Raw genomic sequence first — 18498 nt, 5'->3', positions numbered from 1 at the left:
GGCTTAGCACCTGCTGTCACTGGTTTGCAGCAGGATTGCGCGCACGGTCGCCGATGGGGCCAGCGATGGGGCCGGTTTTGGCAGGCGCCGCAGCAGGACCTCCCGCCTCCAGCGGCCGCTCCACCTGCCCCTCGTCCGCCGAGGCAAACACGGCCTTGCGGCCATCGAACGACACAATGCGCCAGGGCTGGGTTGCTGCTGTGATCTTGAGGGTGCTGCCATCCGCGCGCTGCAATATAGCCACACGCTCCCCTCCCGACTCCAGTACAGCCGTTAGCCGCGACTGCGTCAGCTCACGCGCCACACTGCCTTTCTTGTCGTCTACATCCAGGGGCCGGCGCGACACCCATAACACGGGGCGCTCCAACGCCTGCCTGGCGCGCATCGGCGCGGACTGCGGCATGGGCTCCACCTTGGGCAGGTCAGGCCGACGCTCTTTCGGAGGGACCCAGCGGTCTTTTTCGGCCTGCCACCAATAAGCGCTTGCAACCAGGGCCGCGGCGGCTAGCAAAGGGGCCAGATACCAAGGCTTGATCATCATGGCGTGACCTTTTCTGGCGCCAGTGGCGCCTCCAGCTGCAACGCCAGGCGTGCAGCCTGCGGCCCTGCGCCCGCGCTGGCACCTTCGCGCGTGATGCTGGCCGTACGCACCCAGAACGGCGGGCGGTGCATTTGCAGACTCTCCATGAAGCCCACCAGCTTGGACCAGTCGCCCGTGACTGTGGCCGTGAGGCGTATGCGCGCCAGCTTGCCCTCCTCCCCAGGCTCCAGAGCAGCTTGGGAAGACACCAGAGTGCTGCCGGAGGCTACGATCATCTGGCGCAGCTTCTGTTGAACCTCGTTCTGCGCAGCTTCACCACCAGGATGCAGCCACGGAGCCACCGTGCCATTGGCAGTACCCAGCAGGGCTTCAATGTCGGCGCCCGCATTCACCACCCCCTCAAGCCGCTCGCTGCGGGGTTCCAGTTGTTGCAATGCGTTGTCATAGCGGGCCCACAGGGCCTGGTACACCAGCGCAGCACATGCCAGCCCTCCAAAGAACAGCAGCAGCACAACGACTACCGCACGGCGCAACCAGGGATTCATCAGTTTCATGGCTTTGCTCCTTCGCCGCGCCAGCGCATTTCGAAGGTGAAGCGTTCCTTATTCGACGCGCCTTCACGCACGCTGGCCCCCGTGGCCCGGACATCGGCCAGCGCGGGGTGGCGCCCCAGCTGTGCGATGAGTTCTGGAGCGTTGGAAGTCAATCCCGTGATGCGGATTTCGGAGCCGGTGATTTCGATGCGATCCAGCCAGGTGTCCCCCGGCAAGGCGGCCGAAAGGCCATCGACCACGCTGGCCAGAGGCAGATCGGTGCTGGCGTTCTTGCGCAACTCCTCGGCCACGCCGGCCTGGCGACGCAGCTCATCCATCTTCTGGCGCAGGGGCGCAGCCTTGGGCACAAGCATGTTGACATGCTCGACCGCCCTCACCACCGCCTGGCGCTTCAATACCAACGGCATCAGCGCAGGCAGGGACAGCGCCACCAGCAGCAGCAAGAGCAGCACCACGGCAGCACCATCCACCCATCGCTGGCGATTGTTCTGCTTCTGCCAGGCCTGGTTACGCACAGGAAAAGCTCGCCCTTCCCGCAACAGAAAAACAGGCGCATCTGCGGGTAGCCCATGCTGGGTCAGCAGTTGGTCGCGCACGCTGCGCCTACACATTCCCCACTGAATGGACCACCCTCCGCTGGCCTCCGGCTCGGCTTTCCAGGCTGAAATGATTTGATCCGGCGGCAGGGGGGACACGCGCCACAGCGCCTCTTCCACCGCACCGCCCAAAGCTTTGCGCGGCATGGCGGGGATTTGCACCGCCCCCCACAGGCATTCCATTTCTGGCACCAGCAGGCTCATGGCCTTGCGGCCGCCAATCCGCTTGCGCAAACGCCCCCCAGTCACAGACCAACGCCCCCCATCGGAAGCCACGGCGACGCTTGCGCTGGAGGGCCAGGCGCCATGCTCCACCAACACCCGCCTGAGGTCACCAATACCCCATGCGAACCGGTCAAGCGCGGTTTGCACACGAAGAGATAGCTGCCCCCGACCTGTCATGGCTTGAATTCCTGTTCCGGCTTGTTAAAGCGGCGTGTAGGCTCTACCGAGCGGGTTGTCCATGGCGTTAATGCGTCTGGGCGTTCGCTGGGGTCGATCCACACCTCGCGCTGCCACCAACGGTCGCCTTCTGCCTGGGTGAACGCTCGCACACGGACAGTCTGCCCACCTGACGACCGAGCAGGCGTGAAGAACTCGGCGGCGGCTCCTGAAAGAAGCACACCCGCCCTCATTTCCGGTGGGGATTTATGGAGGCGCGCCCCAAGACCCTGCTGACCCGTCAGAGCGTCGATCAGTGCGGGGGGAGCAGAGTCGATTTCGATGCGTTGCTGCCCGTTGATGCCCAAATGGGGCGCGATTATCTCATAGAGCCCAGCCGTCATTCCGAGCACCGATTTCAGGTCGGAAAGGTCTTCCAGCGCCGAGTTCCGGGGCATGGAAGGCCAGCCAGCAGCTCGGTATTGAGCAGCCTCAGCCCCCCCCACCCCGCCGGGGGTATCGTCGGGATCAATGTAGTCCTTCACTCGAGAGGCGAGGATTGCTGCCTCGCCCGACGAGAGCCCTCCCGCTCTTTGGAAAAGCGCCTGGAGCAGCGCCTCGCTGGCGACGTTGACGTCTACCAGACCTCCCGATGGTGTGATTTCCACCCAAACATCGCTTTGCCCCAACGACAGTCGCTGGACCCGATACTGGCTATCCTTGCCTCTGCCGAGCAGCAGACGCTGGGCTGTCAGCTGTATTGCGGCGTCCAGAACAGACTCCACACGCAGGCGCTCCATATCCAGTGCTGTCCGCTGGGTTTGTTGCCGCACCCCCTGCGCGCCCGCAAGCACCACCAGCGACAGTGCCGCCACCAGCCAGAGCACCATGATGAGCGCCGCACCCCGAACATTGTGTACACGCGAGGCCATCACCGGGCCCTCGCCAAAGGGAATACCAGAGACGGCCATGCGCCACGTTCGTCTGCGATCTCGACACGAACCCTTGCAGGGTAACCTGCTCTTGACGCGTCCCATTGCTGCGTCCATTCGCCGGAGCGTCCATCCTGGTAGTACCACTGCAAGGTCCGCACATCCCGCAGCAGGGTCTCACGCAAGGCCTTACTCCAGTCCAGCGCCATGAGCGCACCATCGTAGGGAACAGCCTCAACAGAAAGGTCTATACGGCCGTTCTCATGGCGCAGAGGGTTCATGCGAAACACATAGAGTCCGCCCGCATCGCCGCGCTCTGGCAAAGGGGCGACCCAAATGACCCCCGCAGCGTTGCCACTGAAGAAATTGACAAAAATATTCCCATCACGCCGACTGAGCAAGCGCAACGCATCGAATTTTCGCCCCAGCCACTGGCTGACCACCAGCATCCGCTCCGAGCGCTCCATCACGCGCTGATTGCGCTCTTCAGAGCGACCAATCACACCGAAGCCTGCAAACATCAGCGCAACCACCGCCGCAGTGACGGCCAGGGCAATCAGCAGTTCCAGCAAAGTAAAACCGCGCGAGCGATTTTGCAGAAGGCGGTTCATGGCGTTGCCCGGTAAGGTTTCCAGGTGGTCCAGGTCATGACCGTGGGGCCCTCCTTGCCACGCGTGACGTAGACGGTAACCTTGGCCGCACGCAAGGGCTCTCCAGGCACAGGTCGCCCGTCTTGCTCCCGCAAGGAAATCTGCTCTGCATGCATCTCAACATGCCAGTGCCACTCCCCCGAAGCACCACTCAGCTGCCGCTCGGCATCTTCGGCAAACGTGCTGCTGGCCAGCGCCGAGCGGGCGACCAGTGCCGCTTCGATCCGAGATTCAACATCCATCACGCCCTTAGAGCTTTGCCCCACCGTACGGTAGAGACTGGCAAGGGCAATGGCAGCAATGGACATGGCGACAAGCGCCTCCAGCAGGCTGAAACCTCGCTGGCGTGGCTCCCGGAGGGCCTGCCTGCACCCGCCGCCAGCACGGAGGCCAAGGCACTGCCACAGACGGCTCATCACCGTCATGACGGCGCCACGGCAGCAGCTTGCTCTACCGTGCCCAGCAGCCAGTTCACCCGAAAGGCCAAGCCTTGCCCCCCTCGCAACACCGCCAACCGCCCCCCCCGGGCACCGCCATCGGGATTGAACACAAAGAGCGGGACGCCTGACCCAGACGCTACCCCAGCACTGCCGCGCTCCAAGGCATCCCACTGGACCTGCAACACAGGGGGGATATCCAGGTACAGCCGACCATCGATGAGGAGCTTGCGGACTTCAGGCTGATAGGTGACAACCACAGACCGCCCCTCCCGTACGCTGAGTGCCCTTGCCTGCTGGAGCTGATTGGCGATATCGCGCACGGTCTGGTGGTAGCGGGATCGCTCCATGAATGACTGTCCACCGACGCCAACCACCGACACCGCGATGGCGGCCACCACCAGCACCACCAGCAGCTCCAGCAAGGTGAACCCCTGGCTTACCTGACTTGCGCAACGTGCGCGCAAACGCCTCATCATGCAACGTGGATCACTGGGTGGGCATCCTGTGCTGCGGGTAATTCTTAGTTATAGACGTCGGCGTTTTCGCCGTCGCCACCGGGCTTGCCATCTGCCCCCAGGGAAAACACGTCCGGGCCGCCGTGGCGGCCGGGGTTCTTGTACAGGTAGGCGGCACCCCATGGATCGGTTGGCAGGCCCTTCTTGAGATAGGGCGCAGTCCAGCCTTGTGCCGTGGCGGGCTTCTCCACCAAAGCGCGCAGGCCTTCGGCGTCATTGGGGTAGCGGCCCACGTCCAGCTTGAACAGGTCCAGGCTTTGCTCGATCTCGGAGATCTGGATCTTGGCCGTCTTGGATTTGGCGCCGCCCAGTTGGTCAAGCACTTTGGGCCCGACCAGGCCGGCGAGCAGCGTCAGGATCACCAGCACCACCAGCAATTCGATCAGGGTGAAGCCCCTGGAACGGCGGGACTGCAGGGATTTTTTGATATTGGAGATATTCGTGATATTCATGGATACTCTTTGGCAATCGAAATATGAAAATCTAGATAGTGTCATTAATCGACAATACACCACCCAGGATGGCAATAATGATAAATGCAACCAATGCGCCCAGCACGATAATGATCAAGGGCTCCATGGCGGCCAGAACCCGGCTCATGGTGCGCCGGCCTTCGTCTTCATAGCGGTCCGCCAGACCCAGCAGCGTCACATCGAGCTGCCCTGTTTCTTCTGCCACCCTGATCAGCTGCGGCGTGCTGGACTTGCCGAGGTAGGGCGAGACAAACCCGGTGGAAAGCCGCTTGCCGGCCTTCACCAGCGCGACCAGGGGCTCGATGTCCTTGCGCAGAGCGGTATTAGTCAGCGTATCTACCGCGATGCGCAATGCATCCACGATGGGAACGCCGCGTTGCAGCAGGATACCGAAGGTCCTGAAATACACCGCAAACTGCAGGTTGCGCAAAACCTTGCCAAAAAGCGGCAGGTCCAACAGCAGGCTGTCGAGCCGCAGGCGCCCGCCCGCAGTCGCGGCCCAGCGTGAGCCCAGGTACAGCAACGCCGTTACCGCCAGCATGATGGCCATCCAGTGCGAGCGAATGGCATCGCTCATGTTCACCACGAGGCGGGTCGTGTAAGGCAGCTTGTCCCCCATGGAGTCGAAGATCTCACGGAACTGCGGCACCACGAAAGCCAGCAGCAACACAACAGACAGCACGGCCACCACCAGCAAAATGACCGGGTAGGTCATCGACGAGATGACGTAGTTGCGCAGCTTGTCAGCTGCCTCCAACTGCACCGTCAGTTCTTTCATGACCACGTGCAGCGAACCCGAGGTTTCCCCCGCACGGATCAGTACCAGGTACTGGCGGCCCAGGTCGCGCTCGAAAGGCAGCAGTGACTGATACAGCGACTTACCGCCGCGCACGCCCTCTTCCACCTTGGAGATGAAGACTTTCAAACGGTCCGAGTCGGCCGTTTCCTTGAGCATGGCCAATGCCTTGTCCAGCGGCATGTTCGCCTGCTTCAGGTGGGCCATCTCGCGGCTGAACAAGAGGATGTCCGCCCGCTTGAGCCTTGGGCTGCGGCCCTGTGGCGTGTCCTGCGAAACGGCGCCAGCCGCGTCCGCAATGCGCACCGGGGTCACGCCCTGGCCGAGCAGGCGCAACCGCGCGGTCTCCTCGTTGGGCGCGCGGATGGACCCCTGGCAGGCCTTGCCATCGGCCATCACACCATCGTATTGAAAATCAATCATTTTGACGAGCGACGCGCAACACTTCCTCTGCGGTCGTCAGACCCTTGAAGACCTTGGTGGCGCCATCCTGCAACAAGTTCCCCCCGGCGTAGGCCCCGCCGTCATTGCCAAGGGACGAACCCTTCTCCAGCACGACCTTCTTGACCTCGTCCGTCAGGACAAGCAACTCATGGACGGCCACCCGTCCGCGGTAGCCCGTGCCGCGGCACGCGGGACACCCCACGGCCCGGTACAGCAGTTGCCCGGGCGGCGCGGCCACACCGAGCGATGCGGCTGCGGCCTGCGACTGCTCGGACGACAGCGGCGCCTTGCACTCGGCGCACAGCTTGCGCACCAGCCGCTGCGCCAGCACACCCACCAAGGACGCAGTGATGAGGTACGGCTCGACCCCCATGTTGATGAGGCGGACGATGGCGCCCAGCGCACTGTTGGTGTGAAGCGTCGAGAGAACCAGATGCCCCGTGAGGGCGGCCTGCACGGCGATCTCGGCGGTCTCGCCGTCGCGCATTTCCCCGATCATGATCACATCGGGATCCTGGCGCAGGAAGGAGCGCAGCGCCTTGGCGAAGGTCAGGCCGATCTGGGGCTGCACCTGCACCTGGTTGAGCCACTGCAGGCGGTATTCCACCGGATCCTCCACGGTCAGGATCTTGAGGTTCTCGCCTTCCAGCTCCTGCATCGATGCATACAGCGTGGTGGACTTGCCGGAACCCGTGGGCCCGGTCACCAGGAAAATCCCGTGCGGCACGCTGAGCATCTCGCGCATGGTCTTGAGCGTGGGAGGCGTGAAGTTCAGGCTTTCCAGCGAGAGCAGATCGAAATTCTTTTCCAGCAGACGCATGACCACCGACTCACCAAACATGGTGGGGATGGTAGACACCCGTGCGTCCATTTCCTTGCCGTGCACACGCAGCTTGGTACGGCCGTCTTGGGGCATGCGCCGCTCGGCGATGTCCAGCTGCGACAGGATCTTGATGCGCGAGACGACGGCGGGTACATCCTTGTTGTCGATCTCGTCGATGGGAAAGATCTCTCCGTCCACCCGGATGCGCACCACCGATTTTTCTTCGTAGGTCTCAATATGGATGTCCGACGCCTGCGCGGCCACAGCCTGCGCCAGGATCTGGCTCACACGCTGGATGATGGGCGCCTCGGAGGCCATGTCGCGCAGGTGCTCGATGAACTCTGATGCCTCCGCCTGCTCGCCGCCACCTTCTTCATCTTGTGAAGCATCCTGCAGATACCACTCGTTCAACTGGCTGGAGATTTCGGACTCCAGCCCGAAGCAAATCCTGGGCACCTGTCCGAACACGAGCCGCAGGGCATCCCGAAGCTGCGCACTCTTGGGATCCACCGATGCGAAGTCTGGCAGTGTCTGTTCGCCATCGGAGCCATCAACATCGCCGAGTGGCAGCAGATTATTGGCCAGCAGAAAGCTGGTGTTCAACCGGGCGGTTGCTGGCTTGTCCTTTGGAAACGCATCCTGGCGCACCAAGGGCAACCCTGCCTGGCGCGATAGTGCGGCATACACGTCCGCCTCGGAAACCAGCCCCAGACTGATGAGCAGGCGCCCCAACCGCCCCCCCATGGAGCGCTGCACCTCCAGCGCCCGCTCCAAGTCATTGCGGGAAAGTTTTTGCTCTGCAAGGAGCATTTCACCCAGCTTGGGCGCAGCGGCATCAATGCTTTCGATTTCGATTACTTCAGCCGAAGACTTCATTACCTACGCCTTTGCACATTTCCGAACCAGATACCCTGCAATTATCAAAATTCACCTTGCGAAGGAATTATTTGAACCACAGCAAACAGCGGCTCAGCCGATCCAGCTCGGGGCCGACATAATAATGGCGATAGCTGATCAACCTGGACCACAAAGGCCGACCTCTCCAGGAGAGGTATTCTGACACGTAGCCCCCATCCAGCCCCTGGGCACGCAGCCGCCGCTGCAACGCGCCTGCCTGCAGATGAGTGGCACGGCCCAGCTGCTTCACGCGGCGCACCACCCCAGGGCCGTCCGCGACCATGCGCCGTAACCGCGTCTTCAAACCCCGGTCTTTGGCGCCAACCTGGTTCGCACCGTGCTGGCGATACAGGATCAAAGGCCTCGCCAGGAAGGACCGGCGCCCACTGCCACAGATCAGGCCGCACCACCAGTCGTGCATGATGACCTCGGCCGGAAGTGGCAGCGCCATTTTCAACAAGGCCCGGTTGACCATCATGGTGCAACCCGTCACCTGATTCACGCTCAGGAGCGACAGCGGTGTGCAGGTGGCCGGGTCCATCTGCTGGTACCTGGCAAAAGAGGGGGACAGCACCGCCAGTCCCTCATCCACCACCGTGAGATCCGAATGCACCAGGCAGGGCACCTGCCCGCCATCCTCACCCTCAATACGCAGCATCTCAGCGAGTGATGACGCTATTTTTTCCGGCAGCCAGACATCGTCTTGATCGCAGAAAACAGCCCACCGTGCCACGCCATCGTCCAGGCTGGCCACCATGAGATTCTCGAAATTGCGGACAACGCCCTTGCCGGGAGAAGGGTTTGGCACCAGGACCAGGCGCGCGCCCAGCCGGGCTCGGTACCGCTGCAGGATCGCCAAGGTGTCATCCGACGAACCGTCATCGCTGACCAGGATCCGAAAATCCTGGTGCGTCTGGGCCAGGATGGAGTCCAGCTGGTCCGCCAGGTACCTCGACCCGTTGTAGGTGGCCAGCAACACATCGACCAGCGCAGCGCTCATGGGAACCACCTCGTCACGCGGGATAGGCCTGGCCCACCTGCCATCGCGCTCACCGCTGGGCCGCTTTCAAGGCGCGGCGCGGCGGGCACTCGGCGCGCATCAACGCTTCATAGGCATCGGCAATGCCGTCCCATGTGTAGTGCTCCGCAACAATGCCACGCGCACGACGACTGCGCTCCGCCTGAAAAGTCGCCCCTTGTTTCACCACGTGGTCCAGGCTGTGCGCCAGTTGCTCGGGGGTCTGAAAATAGTCGGCAGCGTCGCGCGCGACCTCCCGGTTGAAAGGGTTGTCATGTGCGATCACCCAGTTGCCACAGGCCAGCGCCTCCAGCAGCGATGGGTTGGTGCCGCCCACCGAATGGCCATGGAGATAGCAGGCTGCATGCACACGCAGGCTCTTGAGCTGAGCCGTGTCATAGATCCCCCCCACAAAGCGCACATGGTCACTTGCCAGCGCCAGCAGCTGCCGCTGATAAGGGGTCGCGCCCGACACGTCGCCCACAACCACCAGGGGCCAGTCCCCTCCATGGCGCACATAGCCCTGCACGATCTCCAGGACATGGTTCTCGGGTTCAGGCCGCGCTACAACCAGCATGTAACGGTGGGCCTGCAACCCCCACGCCGACAGCACTGCAGGATCGGCGTCCTCGATCTGCACCAGTTCGGCGCCATAGGCGATAAAACTGCTGGGTGCTCCGCCGGGATAGGTCTGGCGGAACCGCTGCGCGATGGCTTCGGCATCGGCAATGAGGCGCGTGGCCACCTTGGTCGTCACCCACTCCATGCACCGCAGGTAAAGGCGGGCACCCCTGCCCCACTTGCTGCGGGCCCATTCCAGCCCGTCCACATTGATCCAGACCGGCACGCCGAAGACGCGCGGCCACCAGCAGGCCCAGGCCGCACCATAGCCCAGCATGTAGACGAGGTCGTAGTCACGGCGCGCATCCCACAGGCAAGCGCAATCGTAGGCCAGCACCGAGGCCGCGCCCCAACGGGGACGGCGCCGGGTGCGGACCCGGACCCCTTGGTACAGGGTATCTGCAACCGGGCGATCCCCGCCCTCGGCATAGACCGTGACCTGGTGCCCACGGGCGACCAGTCGCGTAGCCAACTGCTCGGCAAAGGTCTCAAAACCACCGTAGCTTGCAGGAATACCCCGCGCCCCAAGGATGGCGATGCGCAATGAGGCTGGAGGGCTATCGACTCCGGGGGCCTTGGGCGCTGGAGCCAGAGAGCCCGTCAAAGGTCGGCCTCGGCCAGCCAGCGCCCTGCCTGGTCTTTCGCAGACAGCTGAATGGCAGCCTCCACGGAAGGCCAGGCAATGGCCAGCTGCGGGTCGTCCCAGCGGATGCAGCGCTCGTGCTCGGGGCTGTAGTAGTCCGTGGTCTTGTAGAGAAAGTCGGCCGATTCGGAAAGCACCAGAAAGCCATGGGCCAAGCCCGGCGGTACCCAGAGTTGCCGGTGGTTGTCTTCCGTCAGCAGTGCACCCACCCATTGGCCGAAGGTGGGCGAATCCTTGCGGATATCCACCGCCACATCGAACACGGCCCCGCGCACAACCCGCACCAGCTTGCCCTGGGCCCGGGGTGGCAACTGGTAGTGCAGGCCACGCAGCACGCCCTGGCTGCTGCGGCTGTGGTTGTCCTGCACGAACGCATGGTTCGTGCCCGTGGCTTCATTGAAGGCCTGCTGATTGAAGCTCTCATAGAAAAAACCTCGGCTGTCACCGAACACCTTGGGTTCGATCAATACAACGTCGGGGATGGATTGCCGGATAGCTTGCATGGCGGATCAATAGACCTTGTCGTTCAACAGGCGCTGCAGGTACTGGCCGTAGCCGTTCTTGGCCAGGGGTTGGGCCAGGCGCTCCAGCTGCGTGCTGTCAATCCAGCCCGAGCGCCACGAAATCTCTTCGGGGCATGCAATCTTCAAGCCCTGGCGATGTTCCAGCGTCGCAATGAACTGCCCCGCTTCAAGCAGGCTCTCATGGGTGCCCGTGTCAAGCCACGCGTAGCCACGCCCCATGATTTCCACGCTCAGCTGGCCCTGGTCCAGATACAGGCGGTTCAGGTCGGTGATTTCCAGCTCTCCGCGCGGCGAAGGTTGGAGGGCCTTGGCCATCTGGACCACCTGGCTGTCGTAGAAGTACAGGCCCGTGACCGCATAGCTGCTCTTGGGCTGCGCAGGCTTTTCCTCCAGCGACAGCACCTTGCCCTGGGCATCGAACTCGGCCACGCCATAACGCTCAGGATCCTGAACATGGTAGGCAAACACGCTGGCGCCCACCGTGCGCTGCTGGGCGCTGCCAAGCAGTTCGTGAAAGTCGTGGCCATAGAAAATGTTGTCGCCCAGCACCAACGCGCTAGGGGCGCCATCCAGAAACGCCTCGCCAATCACAAACGCCTGCGCCAGACCATCCGGGCTGGGCTGCACCGCGTACTGCAGGTTCAAACCCCACTGGCTGCCATCCCCCAGCAACTGCGCAAACCGCGGCGTGTCCTGCGGGGTGCTGATGATGAGGATGTCGCGGATGCCCGCCAGCATCAGGGTGCTTAGCGGGTAGTAAATCATGGGCTTGTCGTACACCGGCAGCAGTTGTTTGCTGATGGCCAGGGTGGCGGGGTGCAGCCGGGTGCCGGAGCCGCCGGCCAGGATGATGCCTTTGCGTTGCGTCATGTAGGGGTGCCGTTCAAAGAATTTCAGCCAGCATGCGCGCCACACCCGTCTGCCAATGGGGCAGCTGGAGGCCAAAGGTGGTCTGCAGCTTGTCGGTGTTCAGGCGCGAGTTGTGCGGACGCACGGCCGGGGTCGGGAAGGCGCTCGTGGGGACTGGCGCCACCTCTTTAGCTATAATTTTAATAGCTGAATTTTCAATACTAGCGCGCGCAAGCACGTATTTTGCATATGCATTCCAGGTCGTTTCACCTGCGGCCACGCAGTGGTACAGGCCCGCGTCCTCAGGGTACTTATGCAGATGGCGCAGCGCGTGGGCGGTGACATCGGCCAGCAGGTCGGCGCCGGTCGGGGCACCCCATTGGTCGTCGATCACGGTCAGGCGCTCGCGCTCCTGGGCCAGGCGCAGCATGGTCTTGGCAAAGTTGCCACCACGCGCGGCATAGACCCAGCTGGTGCGCAGGATCAGGTGCTTGGCACCGGCCTCAGCGATCAGCTGCTCGCCTTCGAGCTTGGTGCGGCCGTACACGCTCAGCGGCGCAGGCTGGTCGGTTTCGACCCAAGGGCGGGTGCCACTGCCATCGAAGACGTAGTCGGTGCTGTAGTGCACCAGCCAGGCGCCCAGCTTGGCCGCCTCCTGCGCAATCGCGCCAGGGGTGGTGGCGTTCAGGGTTCGCGCGAAGTCGGCCTCGCTCTCTGCCTTGTCCACGGCAGTGTGGGCTGCGGCATTGACGATGACGTCGGGGCGCAGGGCACGCACCGTCTCGGCCACGCCAGCGGGGTTCGCGAAGTCGCCGCAATGCTCGGTGCTGTCGAAGTCCAGCGCCGTGACCGTGCCCAGCACGGAAAGGCTGCGCTGCAGCTCCCAACCGACCTGGCCGCCTTTGCCAAAGAGCAGGATGTTCATGCGCGGGCGTCCGCAGCGGGGGCGGGCTGCTGCTCGTACTGGGTTTCTACCCAGTCGCGGTAGGCGCCGGTCTGCACGTTGGCCACCCAGTCGGCATGCTCCAGATACCACTGCACGGTCTTACGGATGCCGGTGTCGAAGGTTTCGGCAGGCTTCCAGCCCAGCTCGCGCTCGATCTTGCGGGCGTCGATAGCGTAGCGGCGGTCGTGGCCGGGGCGGTCCTTCACATAGGTGATCTGGCTGCGGTAGCTCTGGCCGTCGGCGCGGGGGCGCATCTCATCGAGCAGGCTGCAGACCATGTTCACGATCTCGATGTTGGGCTTCTCGTTCCAGCCGCCCACGTTGTAGGTCTCGCCGGGAGCCCCGGCTTCCAGCACGCGGCGGATGGCGCTGCAGTGGTCCTTCACGTACAGCCAGTCGCGCACCTGCATGCCGTCGCCATACACCGGCAGGTTCTTGCCAGCCAGGGCGTTGACGATCATCAGCGGGATCAGCTTCTCGGGGAAGTGATAGGGCCCGTAGTTGTTGCTGCAGTTGGTAGTGAGCACCGGCAGGCCGTAAGTGTGGTGCCAGGCGCGCACCAGGTGGTCGCTGGCGGCCTTGCTGGCGCTGTAGGGGCTGTTGGGCTCAAAGCCGCGTGTCTCGGCGAAAGCAGGGTCGGTGGGTGCGAGCGAGCCGTACACCTCGTCGGTGGACACGTGCAGGAAGCGGAAGGCAGCACGCTCGCCCTCGGGCAGTGCAGTCCAGTAGGCGCGCACGGCTTCGAGCAGGCGGAACGAGCCCACGATGTTGGTCTGGATGAAGTCCTCGGGCCCGTGGATGGAGCGGTCCACATGCGACTCGGCCGCGAAGTTGACCACCGCGCGGGGCTTGTGTTCTGCCAGCAGGCGGGCCAGCAGTGCGGAGTCGCCGATGTCGCCCTGCACGAAGATGTGGCGCGCGTCGCCCTTGATCCCATCCAGGTTGTGCAGGTTGCCCGCGTAGGTGAGCTTGTCGAGGTTGACCACGGGCTCGCTGGAGGCAGCAAGCCAGTCAAGAACGAAATTGGCGCCAATGAAACCTGCGCCGCCAGTAACCAGAATCATGGGATGGGCTGTGTGAAATGCCTGCTCGGCAGAACCCGCGATTATCCCACCCCGCCCGGCTACCGGGTAACAGAGTTCAACGCGCGCCTCCCGAGGCAAATGGAGGCGTCATTAGAAGTGGATACCACGCATCATCTGTTGCAGCGCCACCGCCTCTGCAGACAGCTGCGGCTTGGCGTCCTTGCCGCCCTTGGCAGCAGTGGAATCCGGGAACATGCGGAAGCTGGTGTTCATGGTGATCTGCGCCACGCGCGGCACCAGCGCGTGCAGCAGCTGGCCGGTGATACCAAGGCGTGTGGCGATGCGCACGGGCTTGAAGATGCAGGCCTGGGCAATCATGTCGGCCGCCTCTTCCGGTGCCAGGGTGGGTACGTTGTTGTAGATCTTGGTCGGCGCGATCATGGGCGTGCGCACCAACGGCATGTTGATGGTGGTGAAGGTGATGCCCTGGTCGGCAAACTCGCTCGACGCACAACGGGTCCACGCATCCAGCGCCGCCTTGCTGGCCACATAGGCCGAGAAGCGCGGAGCATTGGTCAGCACGCCGATGGAGCTGATGTTGACCACATGCCCTTTGCGCTTTTCCACCATGCCGGGCAGGAAGCCCATGGTCACGCGCAGGCAGCCGAAGTAATTCAGCTGCATAGTGCGCTCGTAGTCGTGGAAGCGGTCGTAGCTCGACTCGATGGCGCGGCGGATGGAGCGGCCTGCGTTGTTGATGAGGAAGTCCACGCCGCCGTGGTTGTCGATGAGCAGCTGCACGAAACGGTCGCAGTCCACCATGTCCGCAATGTCGGCCGAATAAGCGATGAACTGGTAGCCCTTGGCCTTGGCTTCTGCACAGGCTTCGTCGAGCTTGTCCTGGTCGCGGCCGCAGATGATGGTGGTGGCGCCCGCCTCGGCAAACTTGTGCGCCGCCGCCAGGCCGATGCCCGACGAGCCGCCTGTGATGAGCACCACTTTGCCCGCCACCGTGCCCTTGAGCGTGCGGTCGATGAACAGTTCGGGGTCGAGGTTGCGCTCCCAGTAGTCCCACAGGCGCCAGGCGTAGTCCTTGAGGTTGGGGCAGCTCACACCCGAGCCCTTGAGCGCCGCCAGGGTTTCGCGGCAGTCAAAGCGCGTGGGGTAGTTCACAAACGTGAGCATGTCCTCGGGCAGGCCCAGGTCCTTCAAGACGGCATTGCGCACGCGGCGCACGGGCGCCATGGCCATCAGGCTCTTCTTGATGCCCTTGGGGATGAACCCCAGCAGCGCGGCGTTGATGAACAGGTTCATGCGCGGCGCATGGGCCGCGCGGCTGAAGATGTCCAGCACATCGCCCACGCGGTAGCCCACCGGGTCCACCAGGTGGTAGCACTTCTTGGTGATGTCCTTCTGGTGGCTGATGACGTTGAGTGCATTCACCACGAAGTCCACCGGCACGATGTTCACGCGCCCCCCCTCCAGGCCCACGGTGGGCATCCAGGGCGGCAGCAGCTGGCGCAGGCGCTGGATGAGCTTGAAGAAATAGTAGGGGCCGTCGATCTTGTCCATCTCGCCGGTTGTGCTGTCGCCCACGACCATGGCGGGGCGGTACACCGTCCAGGGCACCTTGCAGTCCTGGCGCACGATCTTCTCGCTTTCGTGCTTGGTCTGGAAATACGGGTGGTCCAGGCCCTCGGCCTCTTCGAACATGTCCTCGCGGAACACGCCTTCGTACAGGCCGGCGGCCGCGATGGACGAGACATGGTGGAAGTGGCCGGCATCGATGGCCTTGGCCAGGTCCACCGTATTGCGCGTGCCTTCGATGTTCACAGCCACCTGGGTTTCCTCATCGGCGCCCAGGTCATAGACAGCTGCCAGGTGGTAAAAATGGTCGATCTGCCCCTTGAGCTTCTTCACATCATCGGCCGCCACGCCCAGCTTTTTGGCGGTGAGGTCGCCAAACACAGGGACGGCGCGTGCAGGGCCCACGCCCCAGAAGCTGCGCAGGTCGGCCACCTTGTCGGCACTTTCCTTGCGGATCAGGAAGTGAACCACCGCCCCCTTGCGCTCCAGCAACTTCTTCACGAGCCGCTTGCCAATGAACCCCGTTGCCCCCGTCACGAAATACTGCATGGATAACTCCTCTGAGATAACTTCATTCTTGCCCAAGGCCTGCGCACCCCGATTCAGCAGAAACCCGCGCCGATACTAGGCAAGCTTGGCCTGCGCATGCTAGATGGCGCGCTCTACATTTTTAGGAGCGCACGCCTACACCTTGCACGCCGTGCGGCGTACAGTGCGGCCATGCGTCGAAGGCAAACCGCCCCGGCAAACCCAACCAACCGCACAACGGAGGCCCCATGGTCAAGAAACTGCAGAAACTCAGCGCTGACAAGAAGAAGAGCAACGCCCAACTGTCCAGCACCGTCAAGGACTCCGCCCAGCAGATCTGGCTGGCCGGTCTGGGCGCCTTCTCCAAGGCACAGGAAGAAGGCGGCAAGGTGTTTGAAGCCCTGGTCAAGGAAGGCCTGACCATCCAGCGCAAGACCCAGGCCGTGGCCGAAGAAAAGATCACCGAAGCCACCAGCCGCGTGACCACCATGGCCAGCGACATCGGCTCCAAGGCCCAGGGCCAGTGGGACAAGCTCGAAAACATCTTTGAAGACCGCGTGGCCAAGGCCCTGGCCAAGCTGGGCGTGCCTTCGGCCCGCGACCTGGAAGCCCTGAGCGCCCGCGTGGACGCCCTGGCCAAGGGCAGCAAGGCAGCGCCTGCCAAGCCTACAGCCAAGCCCGCCGCCAAGGCACCTGCCAAGAAGGCCGCCGCCAAGAAGCCCGCCCCCGCCAAGGCTGCCGCCAAGCCCGCCGCCAAAGCACCTGCCAAGAAAGCGGCCGCCAAGAAGCCCGCAGCCCGCGCAGCCGCCGACACCGGCGCCAGCAGCCCTTCGTCGGCCAGCTGATTGCCCCCCACCACGGGCAAAGGCGGCTCCACAAACCGCTGACACCTGAAAGCGGCCCACGCGCCACAGCGTGTGGGCCGCTTTTCTTTTTGGCGAAACCCGTGAAGTGCGTTACAAGCCATTGCAGGGCAGACCTTGCAGCCCGGCAATGGCAGCGCGCCGCCATGCCGCAGTGCAGCATGGCGGCGTGGGTTAGAGTAGCCACCAGAGACACAGCAACAACGATGCACAACGACGCGAAGGGCCAGCACACATGGTGAAGAAAGCGCCACGCCGCACCGCAGAACGCATTCTGGAAGTCACGCTGGACCTGTTCAACCGGTTCGGCGAACCCAACGTCTCCACCACCCTGATTTCGGCCGAGCTGCGCATCAGCCCCGGCAACCTCTACTACCACTACCCCGCCAAGGACGAGCTGATCAACGCGCTGTTTGATCGCTACGAGCGCTCGCTCACCGAACTGCTGGCCGCCGCCGATGGTGTGCGCAACGTGGAAGACGCCTGGTTCTTCATGCACACGCTGTTCGAGCTGATCTGGCAGTACCGCTTCCTGTACCGCGATCTGAACGACCTGCTGTCCAAGAACCGGCGCCTGGAAACCCACTTCCAGGCCATCCTCAAGAACAAGACCCGCGCCGTGCGTGCCATGCTCGACGGCATGGGCCGTGCAGAAGCCCTGCACATCGACTCGCGCGAGCTGGAGGCCACTGCCACCAGCATGGTGGTGGTGCTCACCTACTGGCTCAGCTTTGAATATGTGCGCGACCCACGCCGCGCACTGGAGCCCGAAAGCGCCCAGGCCGCCCTGATGCGGGGCGCCCACCATGTGCTGAACCTGCTCATGCCCTACCTCGAAAGTGGCCAGCGGGCCCACCTGCTGCAGCTGGTAGGCGCCTACGCGGCGGCCCCAGGCTGACACAGCCACCCGCCACAGATCCCCCAACAAGAACTCTCGGAGACAGACACCATGGCCAAATGGACCCCCTTCCCCCACGCAGGCGACTACCCGTTCGACGCCGCGAGCGTCAAGAAGCATTGGGCACGATTGCATGGCGGTGATGCCGAACCCTGCCCCAAGGACACCGCCGTGCTGGAAGCCTGGGCGCTGTTCCACAGCGGCGATTTTGAAAAAGCCGCTGCCGCAGGCCTGGCCGCAGGCGGCGCAGGCATCACCGTGGCCAACAAGGCCACCTCCATCTACGCCAACTACCTGGAGCCCAAAGAGAAAACCCGCCTGGACCTGTTCACCCAGGTGGCCGAGCGTGCCGAGGCCCAGGCCAGCGAAGACCCGAACAACGCCAATGCCTGGTACTGGCACGCCTATGCGCTGGGCCGCTACAGCCAGGGCATCAGCGTGGCCAAAGCACTGGCGCAGGGCCTGGGCGGCAAGGTGAAGGAGTCGCTGGAAAAGGCCATCGCCCTGTCGCCCAAACACGCCGACGCACGCATCGCGCTGGGCGCCTTCCATGCCGAGGTGATCGACAAGGTGGGCTCGCTGATTGGCGGAATGACCTACGGCGCCAAGAAGGACACGGGCCTCAAGCTGTTCCAGGAAGCGCTCAAGCTCAACTCCGGCTCGGCCATTGCGATGATCGAATACGCCAATGCACTCGTCATGCTGGAAGGCGACAAGAAGATGAAGGAAGCCACCGCGCTGTACGAAAAAGCCGCCGCCGCCGAGCCCATGGATGCCATGGAGCGGCTGGACGTGGAAATGGCGCGGAGTGAACTCGAAGAAGAATAACTTCGGTACATCCCCCTGAGGCGCTTCGCGCCTTCGCGCTGAACCTGCGCGGTCACAGGCGTGGCATGTGCGGCTTTCGGCTTACAACCATCGAATAAACGCCCAAGCGCTCACTGCCGCCGCCAG

General features: G+C 63.4%; 20 protein-coding genes. 3 read left to right on the top strand and 17 right to left on the bottom strand.

Annotated elements, in window-relative coordinates; translation table 11 throughout:
- Positions 1–16 precede the first annotated feature (16 nt).
- The 17 genes from ACSQ3O_RS03490 to ACSQ3O_RS03410 form a co-directional block, all read right to left on the bottom strand.
- Entirely contained in the window at positions 17–541 is a 525-nt protein-coding gene (locus ACSQ3O_RS03490; protein ID WP_322578985.1) for a hypothetical protein, read from the bottom strand.
- Entirely contained in the window at positions 538–1095 is a 558-nt protein-coding gene (gene gspM / locus ACSQ3O_RS03485; protein WP_436137868.1) for a type II secretion system protein GspM, read from the bottom strand. The genes ACSQ3O_RS03490 and gspM overlap by 4 nt, the downstream gene beginning before the upstream one ends.
- Positions 1092–1610 carry a PilN domain-containing protein gene (locus ACSQ3O_RS03480; RefSeq protein ID WP_436137867.1) on the bottom strand — a complete coding sequence of 173 codons (519 nt, stop codon included), beginning with the start codon at positions 1608–1610 and terminating at the stop codon, positions 1092–1094. The genes gspM and ACSQ3O_RS03480 overlap by 4 nt, the downstream gene beginning before the upstream one ends.
- A gap of 479 nt (positions 1611–2089) precedes the next feature.
- Entirely contained in the window at positions 2090–3043 is a 954-nt protein-coding gene (locus ACSQ3O_RS03475) for a general secretion pathway protein GspK (protein ID WP_436137866.1), read from the bottom strand.
- Positions 3004–3615 (bottom strand): prepilin-type N-terminal cleavage/methylation domain-containing protein, encoded by a 612-nt coding sequence (locus ACSQ3O_RS03470; RefSeq protein WP_436137865.1) that lies wholly within the window; start codon positions 3613–3615, stop codon positions 3004–3006. Before ACSQ3O_RS03470 ends, ACSQ3O_RS03475 begins: the two co-directional genes overlap by 40 nt.
- On the bottom strand, positions 3612–4070 hold the full coding sequence (locus tag ACSQ3O_RS03465) for a type IV pilus modification PilV family protein (RefSeq protein ID WP_436141067.1): 459 nt from the start codon (positions 4068–4070) through the stop codon (positions 3612–3614). Before ACSQ3O_RS03465 ends, ACSQ3O_RS03470 begins: the two co-directional genes overlap by 4 nt.
- Before the next feature lie 5 nt (positions 4071–4075).
- Entirely contained in the window at positions 4076–4567 is a 492-nt protein-coding gene (locus tag ACSQ3O_RS03460; protein WP_436137864.1) for a GspH/FimT family protein, read from the bottom strand.
- Positions 4568–4614: 47 nt separating this feature from the next.
- Positions 4615–5061 carry a type II secretion system major pseudopilin GspG gene (gspG, locus tag ACSQ3O_RS03455; protein ID WP_298458785.1) on the bottom strand — a complete coding sequence of 149 codons (447 nt, stop codon included), beginning with the start codon at positions 5059–5061 and terminating at the stop codon, positions 4615–4617.
- Between the two features lie 31 nt (positions 5062–5092).
- Positions 5093–6274, bottom strand: coding sequence for a type II secretion system F family protein (locus ACSQ3O_RS03450; RefSeq protein WP_436137863.1), 1182 nt, complete (start codon positions 6272–6274; stop codon positions 5093–5095).
- Between the two features lie 19 nt (positions 6275–6293).
- The gene (locus ACSQ3O_RS03445) at positions 6294–8021 is read right to left on the bottom strand and encodes a GspE/PulE family protein (protein WP_436137862.1); all 1728 of its coding nucleotides are present in this window, start codon (positions 8019–8021) and stop codon (positions 6294–6296) included.
- Between the two features lie 67 nt (positions 8022–8088).
- On the bottom strand, positions 8089–9042 hold the full coding sequence (locus ACSQ3O_RS03440) for a glycosyltransferase family 2 protein (RefSeq protein ID WP_298458792.1): 954 nt from the start codon (positions 9040–9042) through the stop codon (positions 8089–8091).
- Between the two features lie 49 nt (positions 9043–9091).
- On the bottom strand, positions 9092–10285 hold the full coding sequence (locus ACSQ3O_RS03435; protein ID WP_298458795.1) for a DUF1972 domain-containing protein: 1194 nt from the start codon (positions 10283–10285) through the stop codon (positions 9092–9094).
- Complete coding sequence (gene rfbC, locus ACSQ3O_RS03430; RefSeq protein ID WP_436137861.1) at positions 10282–10827, bottom strand: dTDP-4-dehydrorhamnose 3,5-epimerase; 546 nt, start codon at positions 10825–10827, stop codon at positions 10282–10284. Before rfbC ends, ACSQ3O_RS03435 begins: the two co-directional genes overlap by 4 nt.
- Positions 10828–10833: 6 nt before the next feature.
- Positions 10834–11718, bottom strand: coding sequence for a glucose-1-phosphate thymidylyltransferase RfbA (rfbA, locus tag ACSQ3O_RS03425; RefSeq protein WP_436137860.1), 885 nt, complete (start codon positions 11716–11718; stop codon positions 10834–10836).
- A gap of 13 nt (positions 11719–11731) precedes the next feature.
- Positions 11732–12622, bottom strand: coding sequence for a dTDP-4-dehydrorhamnose reductase (gene rfbD / locus ACSQ3O_RS03420; RefSeq protein WP_436137859.1), 891 nt, complete (start codon positions 12620–12622; stop codon positions 11732–11734).
- Entirely contained in the window at positions 12619–13707 is a 1089-nt protein-coding gene (rfbB, locus tag ACSQ3O_RS03415) for a dTDP-glucose 4,6-dehydratase (protein WP_436137858.1), read from the bottom strand. The genes rfbD and rfbB overlap by 4 nt, the downstream gene beginning before the upstream one ends.
- 111 nt (positions 13708–13818) lie before the next feature.
- Positions 13819–15804 carry an SDR family oxidoreductase gene (locus ACSQ3O_RS03410; protein WP_436137857.1) on the bottom strand — a complete coding sequence of 662 codons (1986 nt, stop codon included), beginning with the start codon at positions 15802–15804 and terminating at the stop codon, positions 13819–13821.
- A gap of 227 nt (positions 15805–16031) precedes the next feature.
- On the opposite strand from ACSQ3O_RS03410, the gene ACSQ3O_RS03405 reads away from it, so the two are divergent.
- The 3 genes from ACSQ3O_RS03405 to ACSQ3O_RS03395 all read left to right on the top strand — a co-directional run bounded on the left by ACSQ3O_RS03405 (position 16032) and on the right by ACSQ3O_RS03395 (position 18372).
- Positions 16032–16628 (top strand): phasin family protein, encoded by a 597-nt coding sequence (locus ACSQ3O_RS03405; protein WP_436137856.1) that lies wholly within the window; start codon positions 16032–16034, stop codon positions 16626–16628.
- 253 nt (positions 16629–16881) lie between these two features.
- Positions 16882–17544 (top strand): TetR/AcrR family transcriptional regulator, encoded by a 663-nt coding sequence (locus tag ACSQ3O_RS03400; RefSeq protein WP_137747048.1) that lies wholly within the window; start codon positions 16882–16884, stop codon positions 17542–17544.
- A 51-nt stretch (positions 17545–17595) separates the two neighbouring features.
- Positions 17596–18372: a tetratricopeptide repeat protein gene (locus tag ACSQ3O_RS03395; protein ID WP_298458817.1), complete on the top strand. Its 777-nt coding sequence runs from the start codon at positions 17596–17598 to the stop codon at positions 18370–18372.
- The last annotated feature ends 126 nt before the right edge of the window (positions 18373–18498 follow it).

This window comes from Acidovorax sp. LjRoot74 (genome assembly GCF_964254355.1).
Lineage (GTDB): Bacteria > Pseudomonadota > Gammaproteobacteria > Burkholderiales > Burkholderiaceae_C > Acidovorax.
This window is presented reverse-complemented; position numbering and strand designations above follow the sequence as displayed.

What these genes read in the sequence shown, in the direction of transcription:
- ACSQ3O_RS03450 (WP_436137863.1), bottom strand. Translation starts at nt 6,274, where the DNA reads ATGGCCGATGGCAAGGCCTGCCAGGGGTCCATCCGCGCGCCCAACGAG.
- rfbD (WP_436137859.1), bottom strand. Translation starts at nt 12,622, where the DNA reads ATGAACATCCTGCTCTTTGGCAAAGGCGGCCAGGTCGGTTGGGAGCTG.
- rfbA (WP_436137860.1), bottom strand. Translation starts at nt 11,718, where the DNA reads ATGACGCAACGCAAAGGCATCATCCTGGCCGGCGGCTCCGGCACCCGG.
- ACSQ3O_RS03445 (WP_436137862.1), bottom strand. Translation starts at nt 8,021, where the DNA reads ATGAAGTCTTCGGCTGAAGTAATCGAAATCGAAAGCATTGATGCCGCT.
- rfbC (WP_436137861.1), bottom strand. Translation starts at nt 10,827, where the DNA reads ATGCAAGCTATCCGGCAATCCATCCCCGACGTTGTATTGATCGAACCC.
- ACSQ3O_RS03410 (WP_436137857.1), bottom strand. Translation starts at nt 15,804, where the DNA reads ATGCAGTATTTCGTGACGGGGGCAACGGGGTTCATTGGCAAGCGGCTC.
- ACSQ3O_RS03460 (WP_436137864.1), bottom strand. Translation starts at nt 4,567, where the DNA reads ATGAGGCGTTTGCGCGCACGTTGCGCAAGTCAGGTAAGCCAGGGGTTC.
- ACSQ3O_RS03465 (WP_436141067.1), bottom strand. Translation starts at nt 4,070, where the DNA reads ATGAGCCGTCTGTGGCAGTGCCTTGGCCTCCGTGCTGGCGGCGGGTGC.
- ACSQ3O_RS03475 (WP_436137866.1), bottom strand. Translation starts at nt 3,043, where the DNA reads ATGGCCGTCTCTGGTATTCCCTTTGGCGAGGGCCCGGTGATGGCCTCG.
- ACSQ3O_RS03470 (WP_436137865.1), bottom strand. Translation starts at nt 3,615, where the DNA reads ATGAACCGCCTTCTGCAAAATCGCTCGCGCGGTTTTACTTTGCTGGAA.
- ACSQ3O_RS03490 (WP_322578985.1), bottom strand. Translation starts at nt 541, where the DNA reads ATGATGATCAAGCCTTGGTATCTGGCCCCTTTGCTAGCCGCCGCGGCC.
- gspG (WP_298458785.1), bottom strand. Translation starts at nt 5,061, where the DNA reads ATGAATATCACGAATATCTCCAATATCAAAAAATCCCTGCAGTCCCGC.
- ACSQ3O_RS03395 (WP_298458817.1), top strand. Translation starts at nt 17,596, where the DNA reads ATGGCCAAATGGACCCCCTTCCCCCACGCAGGCGACTACCCGTTCGAC.
- rfbB (WP_436137858.1), bottom strand. Translation starts at nt 13,707, where the DNA reads ATGATTCTGGTTACTGGCGGCGCAGGTTTCATTGGCGCCAATTTCGTT.
- ACSQ3O_RS03440 (WP_298458792.1), bottom strand. Translation starts at nt 9,042, where the DNA reads ATGAGCGCTGCGCTGGTCGATGTGTTGCTGGCCACCTACAACGGGTCG.
- gspM (WP_436137868.1), bottom strand. Translation starts at nt 1,095, where the DNA reads ATGAAACTGATGAATCCCTGGTTGCGCCGTGCGGTAGTCGTTGTGCTG.
- ACSQ3O_RS03405 (WP_436137856.1), top strand. Translation starts at nt 16,032, where the DNA reads ATGGTCAAGAAACTGCAGAAACTCAGCGCTGACAAGAAGAAGAGCAAC.
- ACSQ3O_RS03400 (WP_137747048.1), top strand. Translation starts at nt 16,882, where the DNA reads ATGGTGAAGAAAGCGCCACGCCGCACCGCAGAACGCATTCTGGAAGTC.